Raw genomic sequence first — 23,387 nt, 5'->3', positions numbered from 1 at the left:
GGAAGGGTAAAGAATATTGACCTTTGAGCATGTAAAGTGATGTAGTGTAATCAGACTACAGACCATCTTTTCTTATCAGAGATTCTAAGATAAAGTTGTAAAGTTGTAACGATTTGAGTGCTCAGATTCGAATTCATCAAAATTCACACATAATCTATACGAATCTCTCTTAATCGCAGGGAACTATACTCTCTTCTCGGTAATCGGTAATTACACGAATGTAACCTTTAAACCAATCATCAACCTCCTCATCCCCTGTATCGATGTAAAGCTTTTTGATCTCGGATAACTTTCTATGTGTAGCGATGACGATCACATTTTCACGACCTACCTTTCTAATGATTTCTGGGCTGATCTGCTGATTCCCCCTTCCAAATATAAAGCCTTGCCTTCCTATCGGTGTTACGATGATCTTCGCTCTCTTACCTTCACCCTCTATCGCCTTCAGTATAGATTTCTCATCTACATCTTTATACAGAAGTCTCTTATTGTAGATGATATCTACTCCTAATAGGGTCTTCTCTATACCTAGAGCCTCACATATGGCGTAAGTGGTAGTACCCGGGCCTACAATGTAGATGACACCATCCTCCATCTCCTCTATAACGTACTTCGCGATCGCTCTTTGATTGTCCTTCTCATCGATGGAGCTAAAAGATTTCGAAGATTGCATCAAATCGGCTTCGATGGGCACATTTAGATATCCATACAACCTTACCTTCAGGATCCCATTTCGGTACGCATCCTCATCTATATCGAGCACTTCACCCTCACCAATCGACAATTCTCCCCTTAGATAATTCCTAACGATCAATGCTGCTGCAGATGGATTGATCGCGAAGACGCTAGAGTAGGTTTTAACACCAGACGGTACTCCTAACACGGTGAGCTTAAGGTCTATGGCATTCAATATATCTCGTGCTGTGCCATCCCCGCCAACGAATACGAGCAATTCGACACCCATATCTGCGATCTCTCTCGCTGCTCTGATGGTATCTAAAGCGGTCGTTCTCCCAGATTCGATCGATCCTATAACTTTTGGCACAAAACCCGCTTCTATTGCTTCATATTCGCCCATTTCATAAGGATAGGTGATAATCTCTATGGGTAAGTTATACTTTCTTATCTCTTCTAACACCTTAACAGCTCTCCTCGGTGCTACAGGCTCAGCTCCCAAGGCTAAAGCCCTTTGCAGAGCGTCACCATCGGTCCCTTTTAACCCTACTCGCCCACCCATCCCTGCATAGGGATTGACGATGAAACCGAGCCTTTTTCTTTTTTTATTCAGATTTGAATTCATGATGACTACTTTAAATCGATCAGATCCTAGATCCCAGATTCCCAGATCTTAGATTTTCAGATCGTCGATTTTATCTGTTGAGCATATTCATCGGGTTTGAGAAGCTGCTTAATCTCTACATCTAGATTGCGTGGCTTGATCTCGATCAACCATCCATCTCCATACGGTGATTTGTTGATAAGTTCGGGCTTTATAGCCAACTCTTGATTGACTTTGATTACTGTGCCAGATAGAGGTGAGTATAAGTCTGCTACAGTCTTTATCGATTCTACAGCACCAAACACACCCATATGTGTTACTTCCGTGTTTACTTCAGGTAAAATTACGTAAACTATGTCACGAAGTTTCTTTACTGCGTAATCGGTAATGCCTACGATTGCTCTTATCGGGCTGACGATCTTTACCCACTCATGCTCTCTCGTATAGAGCAGATCTTCGGGTATTTCATAATCGTTTACCTTCATTTCCCGCTTATCCTCCAGATTGTTATCATACGAATAAATATATACTTTACACTCGATCGGTTCAGCTTTTTAAGATCGAATGTGGCTAATCGTTGAAAAAGATTGAATTTAGAAGATTACTACTTTTGAACTTCAGCCCTACATTCTTCACAGAGAAACTTTCCATCCAATTCTTGTAAATAATCCGACCACTGATTACATAGATCACAGTAACCTACGACATACCCTCTATATCTCAAGGATTCGCCCATCATGATCCTCGCCTTTTCTGACATAATTTCACAAAGTTCGGGTGTGATTGCGGTTAGATCAGAGACCGATATCACACCTACCAATCGGTCTTTATAAGTTACGCCTAACCTCTTTGTACCTACCTTTCTCATTATTCGTGCAGCCTCAGTAATATCTTTATTACCATCGATCGTATGAAGAGGCTCGGACATGATTTCACCTGCAACGACCTTATCGGGATCTAAGCCTCTAGCCACCACCTTCTTTACAATATCTCCATCGGTCACGATTCCAATATGCCTATCACTCTCCATGATTATTACACTCCCCACATTCGACTTCGCCATCTTCATCGCCAAGGATTTGACACTCTCATCCTTATGGGCGCTCACTACGGGGCTATTCATGATCTCCCTAACCAGTATCTTCGTTCGGATTAACGGTTCACTCACTTATGCCCACTTACCCTCCAAATAATTATTAGTATCACTACTTTTAATGATTTTGCTCATTCTGCTTTGATTGTTCACCGACCATCGATTGTAAAATCCTTCCTCCACCGGGAAGCACCCTTATAATTTCATCTAATGACATTCTCTTCATCTCTTCAAAGAATTTTGGGGGGAGGTTGTTTAAAAGGGCACTCTTGACCGATTTGGCGGTATCTGATAACTTTGATCTATCTGGCGTAATTATAACATAGGCGAGTGAGTTCTTCCTTATGGCAGATGGCGGTCCGCCCATTACGATAAGGTAATCACCTTCACACTTCACACCCACCGCCAACTCCAATCTAACGCCCTTCACAAAATTTCTTTTACCCTCTATGATGAAGCTACCCCTCGGTAGATACATGCCACTCGGTGCGGCCTTCTTTACCTGATCGGGCCTGACCCAGTAGGCATCTGCAGAAGTTAAACCTTCTTTCCATGCCCGACTATAACTCACAGTGGCCTGGGCCACTTCTAAAATACTCCCCTCCATTCCATTACGATAATCTTTGAGTAAGAAGAAGGGTGAGCCTTGTAGATCGGCATGAAAGACAAGATCATTCTCCATCATATACCTTCGAATAATTATCGTATTCGATGTGGCATCTCTACCACCAACGGCCAAGAGCCCATCAGAAGTTATGAACCATCGGTACCTTTCAAACCACGCTCTTTTACGAGATGGTAATCTTTTTGGGGCTGTGAATTCTGATTGGGTGTATTGCAACCTTTCTTTGAGCCCATTTATCTCTTCTAAGAGTTTTGACTCTGCAGCTTCGATCGCTAATGCTTTCTTCTCCAGCCTCTTTGCTTCATCATAAATATAAGATGCTAAAGAATGTAGAGTCGATCCCTTAGGTACTTCAAAACTCATACTTTGAAATTTTACTAATACTTTATCATCCTTCAACTCAATACCCTCAGCCCCGAGCTTTACGACTTCATCTACGATTCTCTCTATACTCTGATCTTCGAATTGGGGTGCGATCGAGACCAAACCTTGTGCAAAACTTCTTAAAGACTTCGCCCTACCGATCGTCTCTTCTCTCACTCTCCTTTGATCCTGAAGGGATCTTTCCAACTCTAAGAGCTTCACCCTAATGGGTTCGAGGGCTTCCCTTCTCTTCTTCGCTAGAATCTTCATCGACATTACTTTATCAAAAGCTTCGAGGAGTGATTCTACACTCTCCATTCGCAACCTTTCATAAGTCTTAAAGGGGAATGGGATCGCATCGATAACCTCTCCATCAGAGTATACGATTAGGGGTTTATAACCGCCCGATTCGACGAGATTTACAATCTCGATCAACCTCTTATACAACGCTTCTACTTCATTCGTACTTAACTCACAACCTTTCTTCTCAGGGTTAAGCTCGGTCTGAGCGATCAACTCCTCCACATACTTCTTTGGGAGTGCAAGATTCCTACCTAACCACTTTGCGATACTTAACTCCGTATTCTTGATACCAGAAAAGAACTCCAGATCTATCTTATCGATACTCAACCCTCGAGGAGGGGGAAAGGTATATACCATCCCTACATCGATCTGTCGATGCCTGACCCTCAATGGGTGGAGCAGTAGAAGTATCTTATCATTTTCATCTGTGAGGATTATGTTCCCTTCCCCGAAGAATTCACATACCAATTTGAATGTATTCTGATCTGAAGTTAAATGGATGATCACGATTCTTTCATAATCGGGTTGTTCTATGCCTACCACTCTACATCTATTGATCTTCGATCTTAACGAAGTTACAATACCTCTAGACTCTCTCATCACAAGATCGTAATCTGTCAACCACAATCCCATACTCGGCGATATTACGAGCCTCTCTTCAGCCCTTTCACTATGGTGAAGTCGCAACATGATCGATTCATCATCCACCGAATAGACATTATTTACGTAGTAAGGACGCTTTGTTATAGGATCGTCTAAATTTAGCCTCTCCTTGATCACCTTGACCATGTACCGTATCTCAATCCCTGATAGAGCGAACTCTGATCGTGTCTGCTTTATAGTAGCCTCCATACCAACTCACTATTGTCATAAGTTACTTATCTTCTCTACGTTACTCTCCTTTGTTTAGATCTGTAAATTTGGTGGATATTCAGCAAAATTTAAGAGATAGTAGATGGTTATGAGCTTATGAACTTATATGTGGTCGGAAGATTTTGATGAATGGTTCCGAAGGAGAAGGTTTCCTTTCTTCGCACCGTTCTTCAGTAAAGAATTTGAAAAATTGATGGAAGAGTTCGATCGTTACTTTCAAGAGGTCTTTCGTGATTTAGAGCAGATGGTTCCAAAAGATCTAGTAAGAGAGCAGAGACTCCCCAATGGTAGTATAACTAAGCGTTGGGGCCCATTCGTATATGGATACTCTATCACGATAGGTCCGGATGGTAAGCCCCAGATCAGGGAGTTCGGTAATATCAAACCTTCATTGAAAGAGAGGCCTTTGGAGGTTACGGATAAACGTGAGCCTTTGGTAGATATCATCGAAGAAGATGGTAATATCAAGGTAATAGCTGAGGTTCCCGGTGTAGAGAAAGAGGATATAAAACTTGAATTGGAGCCGAAGAGCTTAACGATATCGGTCGATGCGGAGAGAAAGTATTACAAGAAGGTTAACCTTCCAGCCGAGGTCGATACGGAGCAGGCGAAGGCTAGCTATAGAAATGGTGTCTTAGAAGTCCTTCTAAAGAAGGTTGTAGCGGGGGCTAGGGGTAGATCGATCAAAGTTGAGTAATGTAAGAGTGATCAAGATTCATCTTTATCGATACTCACATTAACTATGGCAGAAGCAAAGGGCGAACCCGATCGTTGGAATAGAATCTTCTGGATCCGTGTGTTACTGGCGATTATCTCAGGAATACTTGCAGGTATATTTAAGTTTACATTACCTCACAATCCCAACGCGTATCTAGGGATTTTTATTGCAGTAATCTTCTACCTTGCATCTATCTCTTATGTTAAACTTACTATGCGTAATATACCAAAAGAAGAGAGGTATAAAGTGATAACTACAGGTATGGGTAGCTTTATCCTGATATTTTTATTCATATGGATGCTGTACAATTCTTTCGAGATCGCCTTCTCATGAGATTGCATTATAAATTGTGTAGTTTACTCATAATCCATCAAAGATCGATGATACCTTCACGATCGATCCTAAAGTACGCCCTTCGATTGTAAATACTCGCCACCCATACACTATCACTCCTTTCAAGAAGTACCCTCTTATAGATCATCTGGGCCACAACGTTACCACCACTCTCTTGAATCCTACCCATACGTTCCCTTACGGTATTCGTCACAACGATAGCTATATCGTAATTTAGAGCGATCGATGTAAGATCGTGCAGATGCTTCGCTAGGCCCGATTGTCTATTGATCAATCGATCTTCATCACGATACTCGTAGAGAAAATTCTCTGTAAGGTTATCGATGATTACGAGCTTCACGGCAAGTCTAGAGGCCAAATCCACTAACTTATACCTCAATCCTATTTGATCGGCCACACTTCTTACATTCATAACCTTGATCCGATCTAGACATTCCTCACCACGAAGACCTCTCGCTTCAGCGATCTCCACGATCCTTTCAGGTCTGAACGTTCCGACGGTATCGATGAAGATGATCGATCCATCGAGACCCTTCTTATTAAAATGATCGGCTACATTCACACATAGTTGAAAGCAGATCTGGGTCTTTCCTACACCACTCCTACCGTAAAAGTCGGTCACCATGCCTGTACGTACTCCTCCATCCAGCAGACCATCGAGCCCTCTAGACCCAATGGGGAACTTCATTCGTCTTTCACCCTGTTTCAAAATCTGAGTACCCTTCAGGTACAATCGAGTATCGATCTTACTCTCTAACAGCTTCGTTGCATCTACAATACCCGAATCTTTTAATCGCCCTTCAGAAAGAAGGGCTAAGTCCAATAACGTATATATGCCTCTCTCTCTTAAGTATTGGAAGGGGTCATCCGAATACAAAATCTTAATCCCATTTAATTTTATTCACATGATATATGAATATTTTGAGGATCTTTCTACTCCGAATCTTTAGATTATGTAGTTTAATGGAGAGGTTCTTAAGTTGTGAATGTTATGGAAGGTGGGAAAAAATCTGATGGTATCTAAAGATCTGGATGAAGACTTAGAAAGCAATATAAGTGTAAAGAGTGTAAAGGTTGATAGATCTATGAGTGTGCGCTTTGTAGTCGATGGTATGTTGGGAAGTTTGGCAAGGAAGCTTCGAATTTACGGATTCGATGTGATATATAACGCTCATTACGATGATGAAACTTTGTTAAAACAGGCTGAGTGTGATAGAAGGGTGATTCTTACATCGGATAGAGGCTTATTTCAGGCCGCTTTGAAGAAGGGGTTGAATGCGCTCTTACTTACAGATGATAACGATGAGGATAGGATGGTATCGATCATATTAAAGTTGGGTTGGGATGGTAAAGACTTAACACCAACTCCAAGTAGATGCCCTCTATGCAATGGTCCTTTGAGCAAGGTGTTAAAGGATGAAATCCTTGAGGATTTGCCACGAGGTGTTACTCTAAGATATTCAGAGTTTTACAGGTGTGGATCGTGTGGGAAATTGTACTGGGAAGGTAGTCATTGGCGTAAGATCAAGATCTTCTCCGAGCACGTCGAGCAGAAGGTTAGGAGGATGAAAGGTAAAGATTTAGATTCGAGGTGATTCGTTTGGAGATCAGTGAGAGTGAAGGTGAATATCTCGTCAAAATCGCCAGAGCTACGGTTGAGAGCTATGTGAAGGAAGGGAAGGTGATGAAGTTACCCGATGATGTACCACAGAAGTTTAGAGAGAAGGCTGGTGTCTTTGTAACGTTGAATAAGATCGTAAAGGGTAGGAAGGAGCTTCGAGGGTGTATTGGCTTACCTATGCCCGATAAACCATTGATAGAGGGTTTGATCGAAGCCGCCATCAGTTCAGCGGTCGATGATCCACGCTTCCCGCCCGTAAGGCCGGATGAGTTGGACGATATCGTTGTCGAGGTAAGTGTCTTGACACCGCCCGAGCTGATTCAGGTAAAGTCCCCTAAAGAATACCTATCGAAGATCAAGGTGGGGCGTGATGGGCTCATAGTCAGATGGAAGTATGGTAGCGGATTGCTCTTGCCTCAAGTCCCCGTTGAATATGGATGGGATGTAGAAGACTTTCTCTGCCATACATGTATAAAGGCTGGTGCACCTCCAGACTGCTGGCTCCTCCCTGAGACGAAGATCTACAGATTTCAAGGCATCGTATTCGAAGAGTCATCTCCCAGAGGTAAGGTCGTTAGAAAAGAATTAGAATAGGAATAGAATTTAGGATAGAAATAAGGAAGATTCTTTTGGAGCGGCGTGTCTATATACCTGTCTTTGGTTCAGGGTTAGGGCACGCTGCCCGAATGTTATTGATCGCTAAACGGTTAGAGAGAGAGGGTATTGAAGTTAGATTCTCATCCTTCGCAGACGGTCTTAAACTTTTGATGAATAGCGGTTTCATATGCAATGGTGTTGCGACGGTCGATGTAGGTTGGGATGTAGAAGGTAACTTTTCCTACAGAAAGAGTATTCGCCAATTCCCTCACATGCTTGTAAACTTTACGAGGCAAGTACTGGATGAGTTAGATTATATAGAAGGATTCGATCCGAATTTGATCCTCTCAGACTCCCGTTTATCGGCATTATTCGCTTCGAAGATCAAAGGTGTGCCATGCATAACTATATTGAATCAGATCAGAATACTTTTACCATTACTCGAAGGATCACGGATCGCACGATTTATCGAGCATATTCATGCAGAATTGATCGGTAGGGTTTGGAGTTTCAGTGATTCGATAATGATTCCTGACCTCCCTCCACCATATACGATTTCAGAAGCCAACCTATGGAATATTAGATCTGTAGCGAAGAAGATCCGCTATGTAGGCTTTATAATCTCGAGATCATCGATAGATGAAGGGAAGAGAGGTTCGATAGTTAGGAGGTTGGGCCTCGATAGAAGTAAGCCCATAATCTACGCTCAGGTCAGCGGGCCTAGTAAGACGAGGGCAAGACTTGTTAAGACTATGATGAGCGTAGCAGAGATCTTGGCTAGGGATTTTAACTTTATAATCTCTGGTGGAGTACCGGGTGGGAGTATAGAGCCGATAAAGGTAGCTGGAGGTTGGTATTATGAATGGTGCCCGATCAAGGATGAACTATTCTCTCTAGCGGATCTGGTCGTGATCAGGGCCGGGCATTCCACGATAGCCCAAGCAATCAGCTACGGTAAACCGATGTTGTGCATACCCATCTATAAGCAGTCTGAACAGATTAAAAATGCGGAGAAAGTAGAGAAGCTAAGATGTGGCCTCTCGATCGATCAACCCGACGCTACGGTCGAACGGGTGGTAGAAGCTATCAATACCCTCATTCATAATGAAGAATATAAGAGAAATGTAGCACGGTTGAAATTACTCTCCTCAAAGTACGATGGGATAGAGAATATTGTAAATGCCGTCTTAAGTTACATCAAGTGATTTTACGATTTTAGCTTATAAATCGAATGGCCAACTTATAAAAGATTTAAGGCTCTTATGGTGTTTATCTCTAGGTATGGTTCGACGAAACGGTTGGCTCGCCCTAAGGACTCATACGGTGAAAGAAGCCTTTGAGTTAAATGAAGGGGAAGATGTTACAATCTTAGGTTGGGTCACTTCTAAGAGTGTTGTAGGAGGGATCGTCTTTGCAGTGATTAGAGATGGTAGTGGGTATATTCAAGTGGCTGGTAAGTTGGGTGTAACGGATAACGATACATTAGAAACTTTAAAGAGAGTAACGAAGGAGTCTGCCGTGGTGGTATCTGGGGCTATCAAGCCCGATAAAAGGGCACCGGGTGGTAAAGAGGTTCTGGTAAAAAGATTTGAGATCATAAGCCCTGCAGAAAAGTGGCCGATTACGAAGAGCGCTATAAAGTCACCAAAGTTCCTATACGATAAGAGGCACCTTTCGATTCGTGGTAAAAAATCTATCGCGATTATGAAGATAAGGGCTGAGGTAATATTGGCATCTATCGATTACTTCGTCAATAAAGGCTTTACACTGATAAGTGCTCCCACACTGGTTCAATCGGCATGTGAAGGTGGGGCGACACTCTTTCCTCTAGACTACTTTAACCAAAGGGCGTATCTGACGCAGAGTGCCCAACTCTATGAGGAAGCGAGTATATGTGCATTCGAAAAGGTCTTCACGATTCAACCTGCCTTTAGGGCTGAAAGGTCGAAGACACCTCGCCACCTTACAGAGTTCTGGATGGTCGAAGCGGAGCAGGCATTCGCCGATTTTGAAGATAATCTAAAGCTTCAGGAAGAGCTCGTCTCATACATCGTTAAGAGGGTCATTGAGAAGAGAAGTAACGAATTTCAGATTTTGGGCAGAAGTCTAAAAGGATTGGAAGAGGTTAAACCACCATTCCCCAGAATAACTTACGATGAGGTCTACGATTTTGCGATCAAAAGGGGTTTGAAGTTCAATTGGGGTGATGATCTACCGACAGAGGTTGAAAGAGAGGTATCCAAAAGTTATCAAATACCATTCTTCATCATCGAGTATCCGTTGAGTGCGAGAAGCTTTTACCACATGACAAAGCCGGATGATGAGAGAATAACTCTATCATCGGATCTACTCGCGCCTGAAGGTTATGGAGAGATCGCTACGGGAGGTCAGAGGTTACACGATTACAACGTACTGTTAAAGAGGTTGGAGGCCCAAGATCTACCAATAGAGTCATTCGAATGGTACCTAGAGTTAAGGAAGTACGGCTTACCACCTCACTCGGGATTTGGCCTAGGTGTTGAGAGGATGACATCTTGGCTCTGTGGATTGAAGCATATCAGAGCTGCCACTCTATTCCCGAGGACGGTTACGAGAATAAATCCTTAGGTATGCAATACTATGTTATCATCGATCGGAGACTGGATCGATTTGTTGCCATAACTAGAATTAAACAAGATTCTTCAATCAATACCAATCGATAGAGTTGGGGGTTTAAATGATCGTAATAACGATCGTACCCACTTAACCGTTGCAACTTAAACATAAACTTACTACTGGCAAATATGGAATTACTATATTACCTCTAAAACCAAGGCTTCTTAACTCTTATACAGTGTTAGATTTGGTGTAAATGTGCAAGGAAAAAATTATTTTTCTCTCGAAAATCTGACACCAATGTGGCCCGACCGCAAACCTTTACCATAAACTTATCTCAAATCGATATCATCGTATATAAATGATGCTCGAATCGTAATTTCTATCCGATAACTTTAAGCTTAGTTCTCTATTGTTAAGATGATAGGATGCATAGGATTCATAGGTTGGAAATCGATACTGAAAGCTTTGAGGCTTTGAAGATCGAGTCCGATCGAGTCTGGCCCTTGGAAGCGTGTGCACTTCTTATAGGGAGAGTCTATGGTGATGTAGCTGTAGTCTATAAAGTATCGATCGTGGAGAATGCCGATGCTTCACAGATCACCTTCAGCATAAGACCGGAAGATCTACTTAGAGCGTACTTGGATGCTGAGAGAGAGGGTTTGGATGTGATCGGCGTCTTTCACTCCCATCCAGCCCCTCCTCAACCTTCGGTTAGAGATTTAGAATTTATGAAGATAAATCCGATCGTGTGGTTGATCATATCGAAACCTTCCGGAGATTACGGGGCTTTTCAATGGATAGAAGGTTCGATCGAAAGGGTAGAAGTAAATTTAGTTAATAAGAAGAAGGTTGGAAGGGTCGATCGTAACCGATGAATCTATTTAGAACGTTAAATGTTGAGCTTAGCCTCCAACTATTATGAGATATCTTAAGTAAAACATATTTATCGTATCTTAAGAAGATATAATTGGAGCCCGCGGTAGCTCAGCTTGGTAGAAGTTTACAACTACCAAGAGCTTCCGACCCTCAAGAGAGGGGGAGGTGCTGTAGAGGTTAGCTGAAGCTAACCTCACCAGCCTACCAAGCGTACAGATACCGGAGTGTCGCAGGTTCAAATCCTGCCCGCGGGACTTTTATTTAATTAAGTGGTATCAAATGGTATCTCCTCTTACTACATAGATCAAACTTTTATGTGCATCATTCGATAAACCTTTTATGCATTCAGACGACCTTATGAAGGTTGCTGAAGAGATCAGGAGTTGTAAGTTATGTGAACTTTCACAATCAAGAATAAATCCGGTCCCGGGAGAAGGGGCTGAAGATGCTGAAATCATGTTTATAGGGGAAGGGCCGGGTGCGGAAGAAGACCGTCAAGGTAGGCCCTTCGTCGGTGCTGCCGGAAAGCTCTTGAATGAATTTTTAAAGAACGCTGGCCTTCAAAGAGATAGCGTATTTATAACGAATGTTGTAAAGTGCCGCCCACCCGGTAATCGCCGACCGACATATAAAGAGAGGGAATCGTGTAAGCCATACCTGCAAAGACAGATCGAACTTATTAAACCCAAAATCATCTGTCTACTGGGAAATACCGCTGTACAGACCATGTTGGGCAGAAATTCGGTATCGAGTGTTCACAACAGGTTGGTAGAGAAGGATGGTTTAAGGTTCATCGCTACATACCATCCGGCCGCGGCGATCTACAATCCACAATTGAAGACCATAATTCAATCGGATATATCCCGCCTTAAGGTAGAATTGGAGAAGTTGAAGTCTTCACGTAAAGAGGTCAAACTTCATGAATTCTTTACCGAGTGCTGAGCTTACGACAATACGATCCTTGTAGCGAAGGGATCATTAAAGAGATCATCACATGCAAAAATTATGGAAGGTCGAATCGTACCCTCTGTGAAGGTTGAAGCATACCTTATGAGGCCTTCTATATATGCGAATCGATAAGAATCGATCTATCTCCATAGACCTTCAAGCATACATTATGCAAAGCCAAATTAAGATAATTGGTGATGGAAGAGCGTGATAAATTCAGATATGGTAATAGAGGATTAGATGGGGATGAAGTTCTTAATCGATAGAATATAAAAGGTATGAGGGAAGCAAAAAGAACCTTTAGATTCCATTAAAAAGCGATAAGATGTCTCGCATACCTGTTAAAAAAGTTAAATAGTAAATCTGAATTGATAATAATCAGCCGACCATAGCGCACGGGTCCGACCCGGACTCATTCCGAACCCGGAAGTCAAACCGTGCGTCGCTACTGTGTTAGTAAGGTGCGGGAGCCCTTGCGAAGCAGTAGTGTCGGCGCCCCTCTTAACCTCCATTTCATCCATTTTATTCTTTTCATCCTTTTCATTCTACTTAAACCGGGTTTTATACTTCTTAAATCCTTTCAGCATCGATTCAGTTAAAAAGATACTCATAACTTGCCATCGGAAATCGAGCGATCTATGGCGGCTTTGGTGAATGATATAATTCATCCTCTATATTGGGCTAATCTTCTCAAAGCCTACCTATACTACTCTCCCATCGATATCGATCCAAAGGATCGGTTATTCGATTTAAGGTTCTTATGAGTTAGCAGACCGGCACTTTAACACCTATTCTGTATTCCATATGGTTTTTTCATTAATGAAAGTGCATCCTTTAAAATACTTTTAAAGGGGCGTAACGATTAATAGTATGTATTAGTAAAAGCTAATTACCTTGGTGTGTCTGTAGAATGTTAGAATCGCTACACTTACTAACTTGGCCTGGAGAAAACATATTTGGTGATAATCCTACATTATACTTCTTACTCTTCTACATGCCCTTTATCCTCTTCCTCCTCTACGGACAGAAGTTTCAAACGTGGATGGTTTTGAATGAGATAGGTCGGTCTTTAAATAAATTAAAGATGATGAAAGAAAGATCGAGAAAGGAAGCTATAGACTACTTCACCAATGTATGTAAAACTTCATACGATCCGACCGAACGCATAGATCAATTCTTAGAGTACTTTACAATCTTCCCCGTAGACACAGACCCCTCGGGGATTATGAAGAAGATCGAGCATATCATAACTTTGAGGGATGACCGATTAAGAAGTGAAGTGAGGAAGATGATCACGATAAACGACCCGGTCAAAATGAGTGCTGCTGAAAATATCCTAGAAGCGACTACCGCCCTTAACTTCATCTATAAGATCGTGAGGCACTACTATCTACTCGGTAAAAGGACTATGAGTCTATACGTGCTCATACAACTACAAGTACTTATGCCCATAATCCTCCAAGAGGCCGATGCCCTGATGAAGGCTATCGATGCGTTCAAATCGGCCCAACCGATAGGTGATGGTATCGGTGCTATGGTGGCTGGTAAGTTGATGCTCAATACCGAGAAGAGGATAATAGGGAAGGATACGGTGATGGGCGAATCTGAGTTTAATGGTCGATTTCTGTATTTAATCAAGGCTGAAGGGCCCGCTGGGAATGTCGGTCAAATCGGGACTGTCGTAGAAAAGTTGATCGAAGAAATGGGTTTAAGACCGAATGCGATAGTGATGATAGATGCCGCTTTAAAGTTGGAGGGTGAGAAGACTGGTGATATCGCAGAGGGTATCGGTGCAGCGATCGGTGGTATCGGTGTCGATAGGTTTAAGATCGAAGAAGTTGCAACGAAGTACAATATACCACTTTACGCGATCGTGATAAAGGAATCCATCATCGATGCCATCACAGTGATGAGGAAAGAGATCGCCGAGGCTACCGATAAAGTGATCGGGATCATAAAGCGGATCCTGGATGAAAAGACCAAGGTTGGAGATAAAGTATTCATAATAGGAGTTGGAAATACGTTAGGGATCGGTCAGTAAGGGATTGTTATGAGACTCCCCTCTAATAAAGAGGTGAAACCGCCAGTCTATACGATCGAAGAATGTATTCAGTGTGGCTTGAAGAGTAAGAGGCTCTTTCAGGAAGGAGATTACGTGTATAAGCGGTCGGGTCAGTGTGGTAAGTGTAATGGTACCATGATGATTACCTATATCTATACAGAAAAACCTTTGACTACTGAGTGAGGATTATAACCCCACCCTCCATGGGCATTATCGTGTGCTCAGCCTGAACCACACACCTTCCGTTGGCTTCTATGAGTATCGGATAAGCCCTCAAGATCTTCATTTTTACAAGTCTGCTCAACATCGAATCTAGATCCTTCTTATTAACTGTATCTTTAAAGTATCTTGGTGTGAATGGTAATGTTCTCCATTTGGCCCATATCGTATCTATGAATGCATTCAACTCTTTATCGTCTGTCTTCTTCCTCGTTATAAGGCTATAAATATTGGTGGTACTTCCATTGACCACAACACCTGCTCCATCCATCGTCGTTAGAAAAGGTTCGATCGCATATATTGAACCGAGCTTTAAACTTGAGCTACTCGGTACCCACACATTCGGTATCGATAGACCTGCATGGATTTTATATGGCTCGATCGAATGGCCACTAAGATTTGATATAGGCTTAAAGCCCCTTTTATGCGCACCTTCAGCCACGATCCTTCCCAACTCTCCCACACGAACTCCTGCCCTCGCCACTTTGATCACCTCTTGTAAAACCTCTTCCACAGCCTGAACCATACCATCGAACTTTGGATTAAAAGATACCGTAGTGGCCGTATCTGCGATGTGGCCTTGAATATGTGCACCGATATCGATCTTCACAACATCACCATCTTGAATGATACTTTCATCATCGATGGTTGGTGTATAATGTGCAGCCACGTGATTCACACATACGTTGCAGGGGAAGGCCGGCTCACCACCCCTATCTTTGATCATCCTCTCCACAAGTTCACATAAATCTAAAAGCCTCATCCCAACGTATACTCTCTTCTTTACCTCATTCCTCACTTCCGCCGCGATTCGACCGGCCTTGATCTGCTCTTCTTTTAAAGGTATATTCATCGATTCACTTTAATCGAAAAGGGCATAAATAACTCATTCCTTAAAATCACGTAAGCTTATAACTCATCAAGAGTGGCGATAGTTTGAGGATTGATGTGTGGCAATATCATTATCATCCCAAATGACGAAGAATACCTTTCGTATCAAGGTAAAAATGGATTTATGAAGGCGACTTCTAATCTTAACGGATTAATAAATGAGTCATCGATTCGAGGTCGTAGCTGTGGGAGGGGTTTTTGACCGCATTCACAAAGGCCATAGAGCCCTACTTACAAAAGCCTTCGAGGTCGGTAGATCTGTTTTAATAGGGCTCGTATCGGATGAGTTTGCTACCAATGTTGAAGGTAAGATCCTTGAACATAGTTATGAGGAGAGGTTGATGAATCTTAAAAGGTTCTTGGAAAAGTCCTTTCCGAATAGGGATTATAAAGTATCCCGGTTGGACGATTACTTCGGTCCAGAGATATTCACGGAAGAAGTTGAGGCGATCGTGGTTAGCGAAGAGACGGTAAGTAGGGTCGGTTTGGCCAACGAATTGAGAATAAAGAAGGGTTTAAAGCCCCTAGAAGTTATCGTTGTGAAGATGGTCTTGGCCGAGGATGGTAGACCGATATCCACTACCCGTATTAGGCGTGGCGAGATCGATGAAGAAGGCAGGGTCATCCTCAATCAAAGTATCTAAACTTTATATATGTAGAGTAATGAACAATATTGCTCTAGAGTGATCAAAGATGGTAGCTGATGAACGAGAGTTCATCGTTACACCCTGGGAGGTTAAGGGCAAGGTCGATTATGAGAGGTTGGTTAAAGAATTTGGGACAGAGCTGATTACAGATGATCTATTAAAGCGCATTGAGAAACATACTGGAGAGCTTCACTATCTTTTAAGAAGGAAGGTATTCTTCAGCCACAGAGACTTAGATTGGATTCTTGACAGGTATGAAGATGGTGAGAAGTTCTTCCTATACACCGGTAGAGGGCCATCGGGCCATACCCATTTGGGCCATCTGATCCCGTGGATATTCACTCAACACCTTCAAGAGAAGTTCGATGTCGAATTGTACTTTCAAATGACGGATGATGAAAAGTTTTTACATAACCCTCACATGACGTTAAAGGAGTCTTTGGGATATACTTACGATAATGCTCTAGATGTCTTAGCGTGTGGTTTTTCACCATCGAAGACCTTCATCTTCTCCAATATCGAATATGCAAAAACGCTATACCGAATTTCATTGGAGATTGCAAAGCACATCACCTTCTCTACTGTAAAGGCTGTTTTCGGATTTGAAAATAGTACGAATATCGGTATGATCTTCTTCCCATCTATGCAGGCCGCACCCTGCTTCTTACCCTGCGTCTTAAAAGGTAAGAATATACCATGTTTAATCCCAGCGGCGATCGATCAGGATCCTTACTGGAGGGGGATTGCGAGATTCGTCGCTCCAAAGCTCGGTTACTATAAACCCGCCCAGATTCATTCAAAATTCCTCCCGGGCCTTGGTAAGGGTGGGAAGATGAGTGCGAGTGAGCCCGAGACCGCGATCTTTACCACAGATCCCATCGAAGTGGCCGAGAGGAAGATTATGAATGCTTTCACAGGCGGTAGGGCTACTGTAGAGGAGCAAAGATTGAAGGGTGGTGATCCCGATATCTGCCCAATCTATCACTACTACTACTTTTTATTCGAGCCCGACGATAAGAAGTTGAAAGAGATTTATATTGCATGTAAGTCTGGCCAGCTCCTATGTGGGGAGGATAAAGCGAGGTTGGCGAGTAGAGTAAAGGAATTTCTCATCGAACATCAGAGGAAGAGAAAAGTAGCGGAGAAGATCCTCGATAAAGTTATGCTTCGAGATTGACTCCCTACTTCGATAGATCGAAAAAGGCTATAAATCATCCCCTTTAATAGCTTTTAGGATAGTGAAAGACTTGCCAGTAATCTTACATCGACTCGAAAGATCTCTCTTACTAACTCTATTCGAACTCGGCGAGGCTACATTGGAGAGAGTGGCTTCACACTCACGATTGAATATCGATCAGGTGAGGATAGCAGTAGAGTGGCTGAAATCGAAGGGGCTCATCGATATCAAATCTATTTCACGAGAAAGAGTATCGCTCGGTGAAGAGGGGAAGAAAGTTCTGATGAATGGTCTACCAGAGAGGCGCCTTATCAATGCCCTATCGAAGCTCGGTGGAAGGGCAAATTTTCAAGAGTTAAGAGAAGCATTCCCGGTGAGTGAACAGGAGTTCGCCGCTTCCTTCGGCTATGCAAAGGAGAAGGGGTGGATAAAGATTTCGACGAAGGAAGGAAAGGCACTCGTCGAATTGGTATCTACACCGACGATCACCGATGAAGAGGTATTTTTGGAGAGATTATCGAAGGGCGATGTATTCTTAGATGAACTTTCGGAAGAAGAGCTCAAGGTTTTGAAAGTATTGGTTAAAAGGCCCAATTACCTTGTTCAGAAGCCCATCAAGACGGTCATGTTAAAGCTTACTCCACTCGGTGAGAAGACGGTTAAGAGTTTGAGAAAGAGGCGTGAAATCGATGCCCTTACTCCAGAGCTTTTGGTCAGTGGTAAATGGAAGGAGTATGTTTTAAGACCTATCGATGTGGTATCCCCAACACCTCCCATCTACCCGGGTAAGAAGCATCCGGTTCAACGCTTCATCGATGAAGTACGTGAGATCTTCGTTTCTTTAGGGTTTGAAGAGGTCGATGGCCCGCTCGTCCAACCGTGCTTCTGGAACTTCGATGCCCTCTTTACACCTCAAGACCATCCAGCCCGAGAGATGCAAGATACCTTCTACCTCTCTAAAATGAGGGCGAAGAGTATCGGAGATGATAGAATCGTGGAGAATGTAGCCAAAGTCCATTTGAACGGTGGTGATACAAATTCGAAGGGTTGGGGTTATCGATGGAGCCGTGAGCTGGCTGAAAATCTCGTACTCAGAACTCATACTACGGCTGTAACTGTAAAGTATCTGGCCGACTTCAGACCGAGTGAGGCGAGGGTATTCTGTGTGGGTAGGGTCTTCAGGAATGAGAAGACGACCTTTAAACATCTGGCCGAATTCCATCAAATTGAGGGTATCGTGGTGGGCAAGAATGTAACATTGAGGGATTTGATGGGTCTATTAAGTTGCTTCTATTCCCGTTTGGGTTTAAAAAAGGTAAAGTTCTGGCCTTCATACTTCCCCTACACGGAGCCTTCATTACAATCCGTAGTTTATATAGATCGGCTGGGCAAATGGGTAGAGTTGTGTGGTATGGGTATCTTCCGTCCCGAAGTAACCCTGCCTTTGGGTGTAAAGAACCCCGTGTTAGCCTGGGGTGGGGGTCTGGAGAGGTTAGTAATGCTCCGGTATGGAATCGATGATGTGAGAAAGCTCTATGAAAATAACTTAGGTTGGTTAAGGAGTGTGCCCATGTGCCTATAGTTACAATATATTACAATAGAATTCAAAAACTCCTCAAGCAGAACGTCCCGATCGATCGAGTGATCGAAGCACTACCGTACCTAGGTCTGGATTTGGAAGAAAAGGGTGAAGATTATGTGAAGGTGGAGTACAATCCGAATCGGCCCGACTTCTCAACGGACTACGGTATTGCACGTGCCTTGAACGGTCTCTTCGGCTTCGAGAAGGGTGCACCTATATACGATGTTGAGTATGAAGGTATCAAAGTATTCGTAGATGATTCTGTGAAGGGTATAAGGCCTTACATAGTTTCGCTCGTGGTAAAGGGGCTAAGTCTGGATGATGAGACCATTCGGCAGATGATAACGATGCAAGAGGATCTTCATGCGGGTATCGGTAGGAAGAGGAGGAAGGTTTCGATAGGTATTCACAATCTGGATGTCATTCACCCCCCTCTCACATATACTACTGTACCACCAGACTTCCGATTCGTACCATTGAACCATACGAAGCCTATGAGTATGGAGGAGGTCTTACGTGAGACAGATGTAGGGAGGGAGTATGGAGGCATAGTAGCTGGCTTTGATCGATACCCCATAATCATCGATGCGAGGGGCGAAGTCCTATCCTTCCCACCCATAATCAACGGAGAGCTCACACGGGTAACAACATTCACCAAGAATCTTCTCATAGATATCACCGGGACCGATCTGAAGGCTATGGAGAATAGCCTCGCCATACTCGCCGCCACCTTCCACGATGCTGGGGGTAGATTGAAATCGGTAGAGATCGTTTACAGTGATGGATCGATGCTCACACCAGATATGGCACCGACTCATATGCCCATCGATCTTAACCTCATACGTAGACTCCTCGGTCTGAACCTTTCCGAATCTGAAGTGAAAGAGTGTTTAGAAAGGTCACGAATTAGTGTGATGAAAGATAATGATGGTACGAAGGCCGTAATCCCTCGCTATAGAGTAGATATCATACACCCGGTCGATCTGGTCGAAGAGGTCGTAATCGGTTATGGTGTATACAATCTTACACCCAAACTTCCACGAGGAAATATAATGGGTAGGTTCGATGAAGGTCTCGCTAGGTTGGATAGAGTAAGGGATGTTCTGACCGGTTTCGGATTGATCGAGGTCATGAACTTTAGCCTGGTGAGTAGAGAAGTACTTTACGATAAAGTCGGAAGAAGGGAGAGGAGGGTTCTGCGGGTGGAGAGCCCTAGAACGAAGGAACACGAGGTACTAAGGGATCAACTCCTTCCTTCACTTATCTTCGTAGCTTCGAAGAATCTGCACGAAGAGTATCCACAACGCATCTTCGAAGTGGCCAAGGTCTGTATACCCGATGATAGAAAACGATCTAGAGTTAGAGAAGAGTATCATGTAGCCGTACTGATCGCACATGCGGAAGCCAACTACTCTGAGGCAAAATCGCTCCTTACAGCTTTTGTACAGCAGGCTTTCAATAAAAGGGTTGAGACGAAGCCAGTCAATCATTACATGTTCACAGCTGGAAGGGTCGCTGAAGTAATCGTCGATGGCAAAAAACTTGGATATTTAGGCGAGGTTCATCCTAAAGTGCTCAATAACTTCGACCTCCGCGTTCCAGCCGTCGCTTTTGAGTTAAATCTCGAGCTTCTTGACTAGAATCGAGCTACACCCGGTCGAAGCCATGCTATCTAAAACCGTTAGTAAAAGTATAAAAAAGTGATGGATCTATATTATATAGTGGCTTTCGTCAGATCGCGTGTCCGACGGCGAGGTTTGAGCGAGATGATAACCTCGTTTACCCAGACACGCTACAGACGAAAGCCTCCCCGTGAAGAAGCGCAGCGAGAGAATGGCTATCGATGACCTGTCGTGGGTCAGAGACGGGGAACACACTTATAATCGTAAATTTTTAATATTAAGTGTTAGAGAGATGAATTAAGTAATAGTGGTAATAGTTTTAAGGGTGTGGTGGAGCGAAGGTAGATGGTATTAAAACATTACAAGTTCGATGATGAACTGATCTGTAATCTACGATCGTTCGTCAAGAAACTCAATGATGAGTGTAGCAATGGTGCATTGGTGGTCGTCGAAGGCCAAAAGGATGTGATGGCCCTTGCTTCATTAGGCTTTCGTGGAGATGTTTTCACAGTCTGCCAAAATGGGAGATTGGTGGAGTTGACCGAAGTTGCAGAAAAGTATCGAAAAACGATCCTCCTCTTAGACTTTGATGCAAAAGGTCGAGCATTGACGAAGAAGATAGCGACACTCTTGAGTGAAAAGAGGAGGGTAGTAGACTTATTCTTCAGAAGAATGTTATTATCGACTACGAAAGGTAGAGTGAGGAAGGTTGAGGAGCTTATAAACTTTCGAGAGTATTTTGAACTTCATCCAAAGCTTGAATGAATATTTAGCTTATTCAAATCAAATCTAATTTAGATTCCTTATGCTTATGAAAAATTTGGTAATCGATTAAACGCATTAATATCTCTAGAGCATGGTCTTATTGGTTAGTGTCGGATTCGCACAGAAAAAATTATTTTTTCAAAAAAACTTGACACTGAATGTAACACAGAAATCTACAAGCTTTAAGAGTCTGAAGTCCTTTGAGGACTTCATCCAACTTAAAAATGTTATCTAGCTCAAAAATTCGAACCTACTGAAATTCACCCGTTAGTGTTTAATGTGAGTATTTAAAGGATTATGATATCCAAACTAGAAGCTAAATCACAATATGAAAAATTCTTTCCGATGATGATCTGTAGTTAATCCCTATCTCTTATAGAAGGGCTTATATGTAAGGATTACAGTATTAGCTCAAGTGTGTATACTTTTCGATTATAGGGGGTATCGTGATGCCAGAAAGTTTACCGAAGTACCTTATAAGGTTAAAATTTGAAATAGATGGCATAGTCGAAAGGCCAGATATCATAGGGGCGATATTCGGACAGAGTGAAGGATTATTCGGTCCAGAGTTAGATCTGAACGAGCTTCAGAGGACATGGAAGGTCGGTAGGATAGAGATCAACCTAAAGTCTACAGATGGGAAGACTTACGGAGAGGTACTAGTCCCCGTATCTACCGATATATCCACAGCTGCACTTATCGCTGCAACGATAGAGAGTGTGGAGAGGGTCGGGCCGTATTCAGCCCGCTTCCATCTCACATCCATCGATGATGTACGTGCCGTAAAGAAGAAAGCTATTATAGAGCGGGCGAAGGCGATCGTGAAGGAATGGACTTCAAAGACCATAAGTGAGAGTGAAGAGGCTTTAAGGTCCATAGCAGAATCGGTGAAGAGGGGTAACTTAATTACATACGGTAAGGAGGAGCTACCGGCCGGTTCTGGAGTATACACTTCCGATACAGTCTTCCTCGTAGAGGGCCGGGCCGATGTGATCAACCTTTTAAGGGCTGGTATTGAGAATGTGATAGCCTTGAACGGTGCCAGAATCCCTGAGTCCATCATCAAACTATCAAAAGAGAAGAAGTTGATCGCATTTCTCGATGGAGATCGAGGTGGCGATCTCATATTAAAGGAGCTCACCCAGACGATCCCCATCAAAGGGGTAATTAGAGCCCCTCCGGGTAGAGAGGTCGAAGATCTTACGCCCATGGAGATCTTAGAGTTGATCAAGGGTGGAATTCAGGCCGAACCTCAGCCTGCGGAAGCGAAACTACCTTTAACTACATATGAGTTGGAAAAGATAAAAGAGCTTTACCCACAACTCAATGGGACTTTAGAGGCGGTGATACTCGATAAAGAGCTCAATGAGTTATCACGCATTCCTATAAATGAATTGATCACAAAACTCGAATCTATACAAGGGGCGAAGTATTTGATCTTCGATGGTATAGTTACTCAGAGGTTGATCGATGCTTGTGAGAAGGCCGGTCTAGAAACGATCGTAGGCCATAGAATCGGAGAAGTTACCCGAAGGCCTCATGAATTGAATATACTTACCTTTCAACAATTGAATTTAAAGTAAAAATCACATTCAAATGATCATACACCAATTCATCCCCGAACGTGGTCTGATTACAATTACACCCGAAGATCTGGACGATCTGTGGTATCTACGCCGCTTCATCAAAGTCGACGATCTGATAGAGTCGGAGACGAGCAGAGTGGTAAAGCGTGCTGGTCAGTATGCCCGACCAGATAAAGGGGAGCGGATTCGGGTCCACATCAAATTGAGGGTTAAAAATTTGAAGATGAGTAATGAATTGGATCGGTTGAGGATAACGGGGGTTATCATCGAAGCATCGAACGAAATCGTACCGAGGGGTTCTCATCACACATTAAACATCACACATGGCCATACACTCTCTCTAAAGAGAGATAGGTTTAATGCCGAGGATATCCGTTTTATTCAAGCCTTACACAATAAAGATACGCGCTTCATCATAGTGGCTATAGACCGTAGAGAGGCTGGCATAGGCATAATTCAAGGAACACACATGCGAATTCATACCGTAATCAGATCTGGCCATGGTGGGAAGCATTACGATGAATCGGTCAATATCGATGAGTTTTACAACAAAGTCGAGGAGGTTTTGAAATCGATCTATACTAATGG

Annotated in this window: 23 protein-coding genes, 1 tRNA gene and 1 rRNA gene; 19 read left to right on the top strand and 6 right to left on the bottom strand. The window is 43.1% G+C overall.

Annotated elements, in window-relative coordinates; translation table 11 throughout:
• Nucleotides 1-169 precede the first annotated feature (169 nt).
• The 4 genes from NZ896_02970 to NZ896_02955 form a co-directional block, all read right to left on the bottom strand.
• The gene (locus tag NZ896_02970) at nucleotides 170-1,300 is read right to left on the bottom strand and encodes an ATP-NAD kinase family protein (protein ID MCS7116412.1); all 1,131 of its coding nucleotides are present in this window, start codon (nucleotides 1,298-1,300) and stop codon (nucleotides 170-172) included.
• 56 nt (nucleotides 1,301-1,356) lie between these two features.
• Nucleotides 1,357-1,764 carry a glycine cleavage system protein GcvH gene (gcvH, locus tag NZ896_02965; protein ID MCS7116411.1) on the bottom strand — a complete coding sequence of 136 codons (408 nt, stop codon included), beginning with the start codon at nucleotides 1,762-1,764 and terminating at the stop codon, nucleotides 1,357-1,359.
• Between the two features lie 119 nt (nucleotides 1,765-1,883).
• Nucleotides 1,884-2,447 (bottom strand): CBS domain-containing protein, encoded by a 564-nt coding sequence (locus NZ896_02960; protein MCS7116410.1) that lies wholly within the window; start codon nucleotides 2,445-2,447, stop codon nucleotides 1,884-1,886.
• A gap of 43 nt (nucleotides 2,448-2,490) precedes the next feature.
• A complete protein-coding gene (locus NZ896_02955; protein MCS7116409.1) occupies nucleotides 2,491-4,515 on the bottom strand; it encodes an NFACT family protein in 2,025 nt (674 codons plus the stop codon).
• A 127-nt stretch (nucleotides 4,516-4,642) separates the two neighbouring features.
• On the opposite strand from NZ896_02955, the gene NZ896_02950 reads away from it, so the two are divergent.
• Both NZ896_02950 and NZ896_02945 read left to right on the top strand, forming a co-directional pair.
• On the top strand, nucleotides 4,643-5,233 hold the full coding sequence (locus tag NZ896_02950) for an Hsp20/alpha crystallin family protein (GenBank protein MCS7116408.1): 591 nt from the start codon (nucleotides 4,643-4,645) through the stop codon (nucleotides 5,231-5,233).
• Nucleotides 5,234-5,278: 45 nt separating this feature from the next.
• Nucleotides 5,279-5,587: a hypothetical protein gene (locus NZ896_02945; GenBank protein MCS7116407.1), complete on the top strand. Its 309-nt coding sequence runs from the start codon at nucleotides 5,279-5,281 to the stop codon at nucleotides 5,585-5,587.
• 37 nt (nucleotides 5,588-5,624) lie between these two features.
• Here the strand turns inward: NZ896_02945 and NZ896_02940 are convergent, their stop codons facing one another.
• A complete protein-coding gene (locus NZ896_02940) occupies nucleotides 5,625-6,485 on the bottom strand; it encodes a hypothetical protein (GenBank protein ID MCS7116406.1) in 861 nt (286 codons plus the stop codon).
• A gap of 136 nt (nucleotides 6,486-6,621) precedes the next feature.
• Between NZ896_02940 and NZ896_02935 the strand changes: the two genes are divergently transcribed.
• The 10 genes from NZ896_02935 (at nucleotide 6,622) to NZ896_02890 (ending at nucleotide 14,493) form a co-directional block, all read left to right on the top strand.
• Nucleotides 6,622-7,203, top strand: a complete 582-nt coding sequence (locus NZ896_02935) for a Mut7-C RNAse domain-containing protein (GenBank protein ID MCS7116405.1) — start codon at nucleotides 6,622-6,624, stop codon at nucleotides 7,201-7,203.
• Nucleotides 7,200-7,823, top strand: a complete 624-nt coding sequence (locus NZ896_02930) for a TIGR00296 family protein (GenBank protein MCS7116404.1) — start codon at nucleotides 7,200-7,202, stop codon at nucleotides 7,821-7,823. The genes NZ896_02935 and NZ896_02930 overlap by 4 nt, the downstream gene beginning before the upstream one ends.
• 35 nt (nucleotides 7,824-7,858) lie before the next feature.
• Entirely contained in the window at nucleotides 7,859-9,031 is a 1,173-nt protein-coding gene (locus NZ896_02925; GenBank protein ID MCS7116403.1) for a hypothetical protein, read from the top strand.
• A gap of 76 nt (nucleotides 9,032-9,107) precedes the next feature.
• Nucleotides 9,108-10,433: an asparagine--tRNA ligase gene (gene asnS / locus NZ896_02920; protein ID MCS7116402.1), complete on the top strand. Its 1,326-nt coding sequence runs from the start codon at nucleotides 9,108-9,110 to the stop codon at nucleotides 10,431-10,433.
• A gap of 416 nt (nucleotides 10,434-10,849) precedes the next feature.
• Entirely contained in the window at nucleotides 10,850-11,299 is a 450-nt protein-coding gene (locus tag NZ896_02915; protein MCS7116401.1) for a M67 family metallopeptidase, read from the top strand.
• Between the two features lie 98 nt (nucleotides 11,300-11,397).
• Nucleotides 11,398-11,554, top strand: a tRNA-Tyr gene (locus tag NZ896_02910).
• A 103-nt stretch (nucleotides 11,555-11,657) separates the two neighbouring features.
• A complete protein-coding gene (locus NZ896_02905) occupies nucleotides 11,658-12,242 on the top strand; it encodes a uracil-DNA glycosylase (protein ID MCS7116400.1) in 585 nt (194 codons plus the stop codon).
• Nucleotides 12,243-12,626: 384 nt separating this feature from the next.
• Nucleotides 12,627-12,746 (top strand): 5S ribosomal RNA (gene rrf, locus NZ896_02900).
• A gap of 412 nt (nucleotides 12,747-13,158) precedes the next feature.
• Nucleotides 13,159-14,289 carry a DUF1512 domain-containing protein gene (locus NZ896_02895; GenBank protein ID MCS7116399.1) on the top strand — a complete coding sequence of 377 codons (1,131 nt, stop codon included), beginning with the start codon at nucleotides 13,159-13,161 and terminating at the stop codon, nucleotides 14,287-14,289.
• Nucleotides 14,290-14,298: 9 nt separating this feature from the next.
• Nucleotides 14,299-14,493: a hypothetical protein gene (locus tag NZ896_02890; protein MCS7116398.1), complete on the top strand. Its 195-nt coding sequence runs from the start codon at nucleotides 14,299-14,301 to the stop codon at nucleotides 14,491-14,493.
• Here NZ896_02890 and map read toward each other — a convergent pair.
• Entirely contained in the window at nucleotides 14,483-15,382 is a 900-nt protein-coding gene (gene map / locus NZ896_02885; GenBank protein ID MCS7116397.1) for a type II methionyl aminopeptidase, read from the bottom strand. The genes NZ896_02890 and map overlap by 11 nt on opposite strands.
• A 196-nt stretch (nucleotides 15,383-15,578) precedes the next feature.
• Between map and NZ896_02880 the strand changes: the two genes are divergently transcribed.
• The 7 genes from NZ896_02880 to NZ896_02850 form a co-directional block, all read left to right on the top strand.
• Nucleotides 15,579-16,064 carry a phosphopantetheine adenylyltransferase gene (locus NZ896_02880; protein ID MCS7116396.1) on the top strand — a complete coding sequence of 162 codons (486 nt, stop codon included), beginning with the start codon at nucleotides 15,579-15,581 and terminating at the stop codon, nucleotides 16,062-16,064.
• A 49-nt stretch (nucleotides 16,065-16,113) separates the two neighbouring features.
• Nucleotides 16,114-17,244 (top strand): tryptophan--tRNA ligase, encoded by a 1,131-nt coding sequence (locus NZ896_02875; GenBank protein MCS7116395.1) that lies wholly within the window; start codon nucleotides 16,114-16,116, stop codon nucleotides 17,242-17,244.
• A gap of 70 nt (nucleotides 17,245-17,314) precedes the next feature.
• Entirely contained in the window at nucleotides 17,315-18,826 is a 1,512-nt protein-coding gene (locus NZ896_02870) for a phenylalanine--tRNA ligase subunit alpha (protein ID MCS7116394.1), read from the top strand.
• Nucleotides 18,796-20,466: a phenylalanine--tRNA ligase subunit beta gene (gene pheT, locus NZ896_02865; GenBank protein ID MCS7116393.1), complete on the top strand. Its 1,671-nt coding sequence runs from the start codon at nucleotides 18,796-18,798 to the stop codon at nucleotides 20,464-20,466. Before NZ896_02870 ends, pheT begins: the two co-directional genes overlap by 31 nt.
• Before the next feature lie 327 nt (nucleotides 20,467-20,793).
• A complete protein-coding gene (locus tag NZ896_02860) occupies nucleotides 20,794-21,213 on the top strand; it encodes a toprim domain-containing protein (GenBank protein ID MCS7116392.1) in 420 nt (139 codons plus the stop codon).
• A 449-nt stretch (nucleotides 21,214-21,662) separates the two neighbouring features.
• The gene (gene dnaG, locus NZ896_02855) at nucleotides 21,663-22,796 is read left to right on the top strand and encodes a DNA primase DnaG (GenBank protein ID MCS7116391.1); all 1,134 of its coding nucleotides are present in this window, start codon (nucleotides 21,663-21,665) and stop codon (nucleotides 22,794-22,796) included.
• A gap of 13 nt (nucleotides 22,797-22,809) precedes the next feature.
• Nucleotides 22,810-23,387: hypothetical protein (locus NZ896_02850; protein MCS7116390.1), on the top strand; the 578-nt coding region annotated here is incomplete at its 3' end.

The sequence above is a fragment of the Nitrososphaerales archaeon genome (assembly GCA_025058425.1).
Classification (GTDB): domain Archaea; phylum Thermoproteota; class Nitrososphaeria; order Nitrososphaerales; family JANXEG01; genus JANXEG01.
Note: the sequence above shows the minus strand (reverse complement) of the source record. Positions and strands in the feature narration are given on the sequence as shown.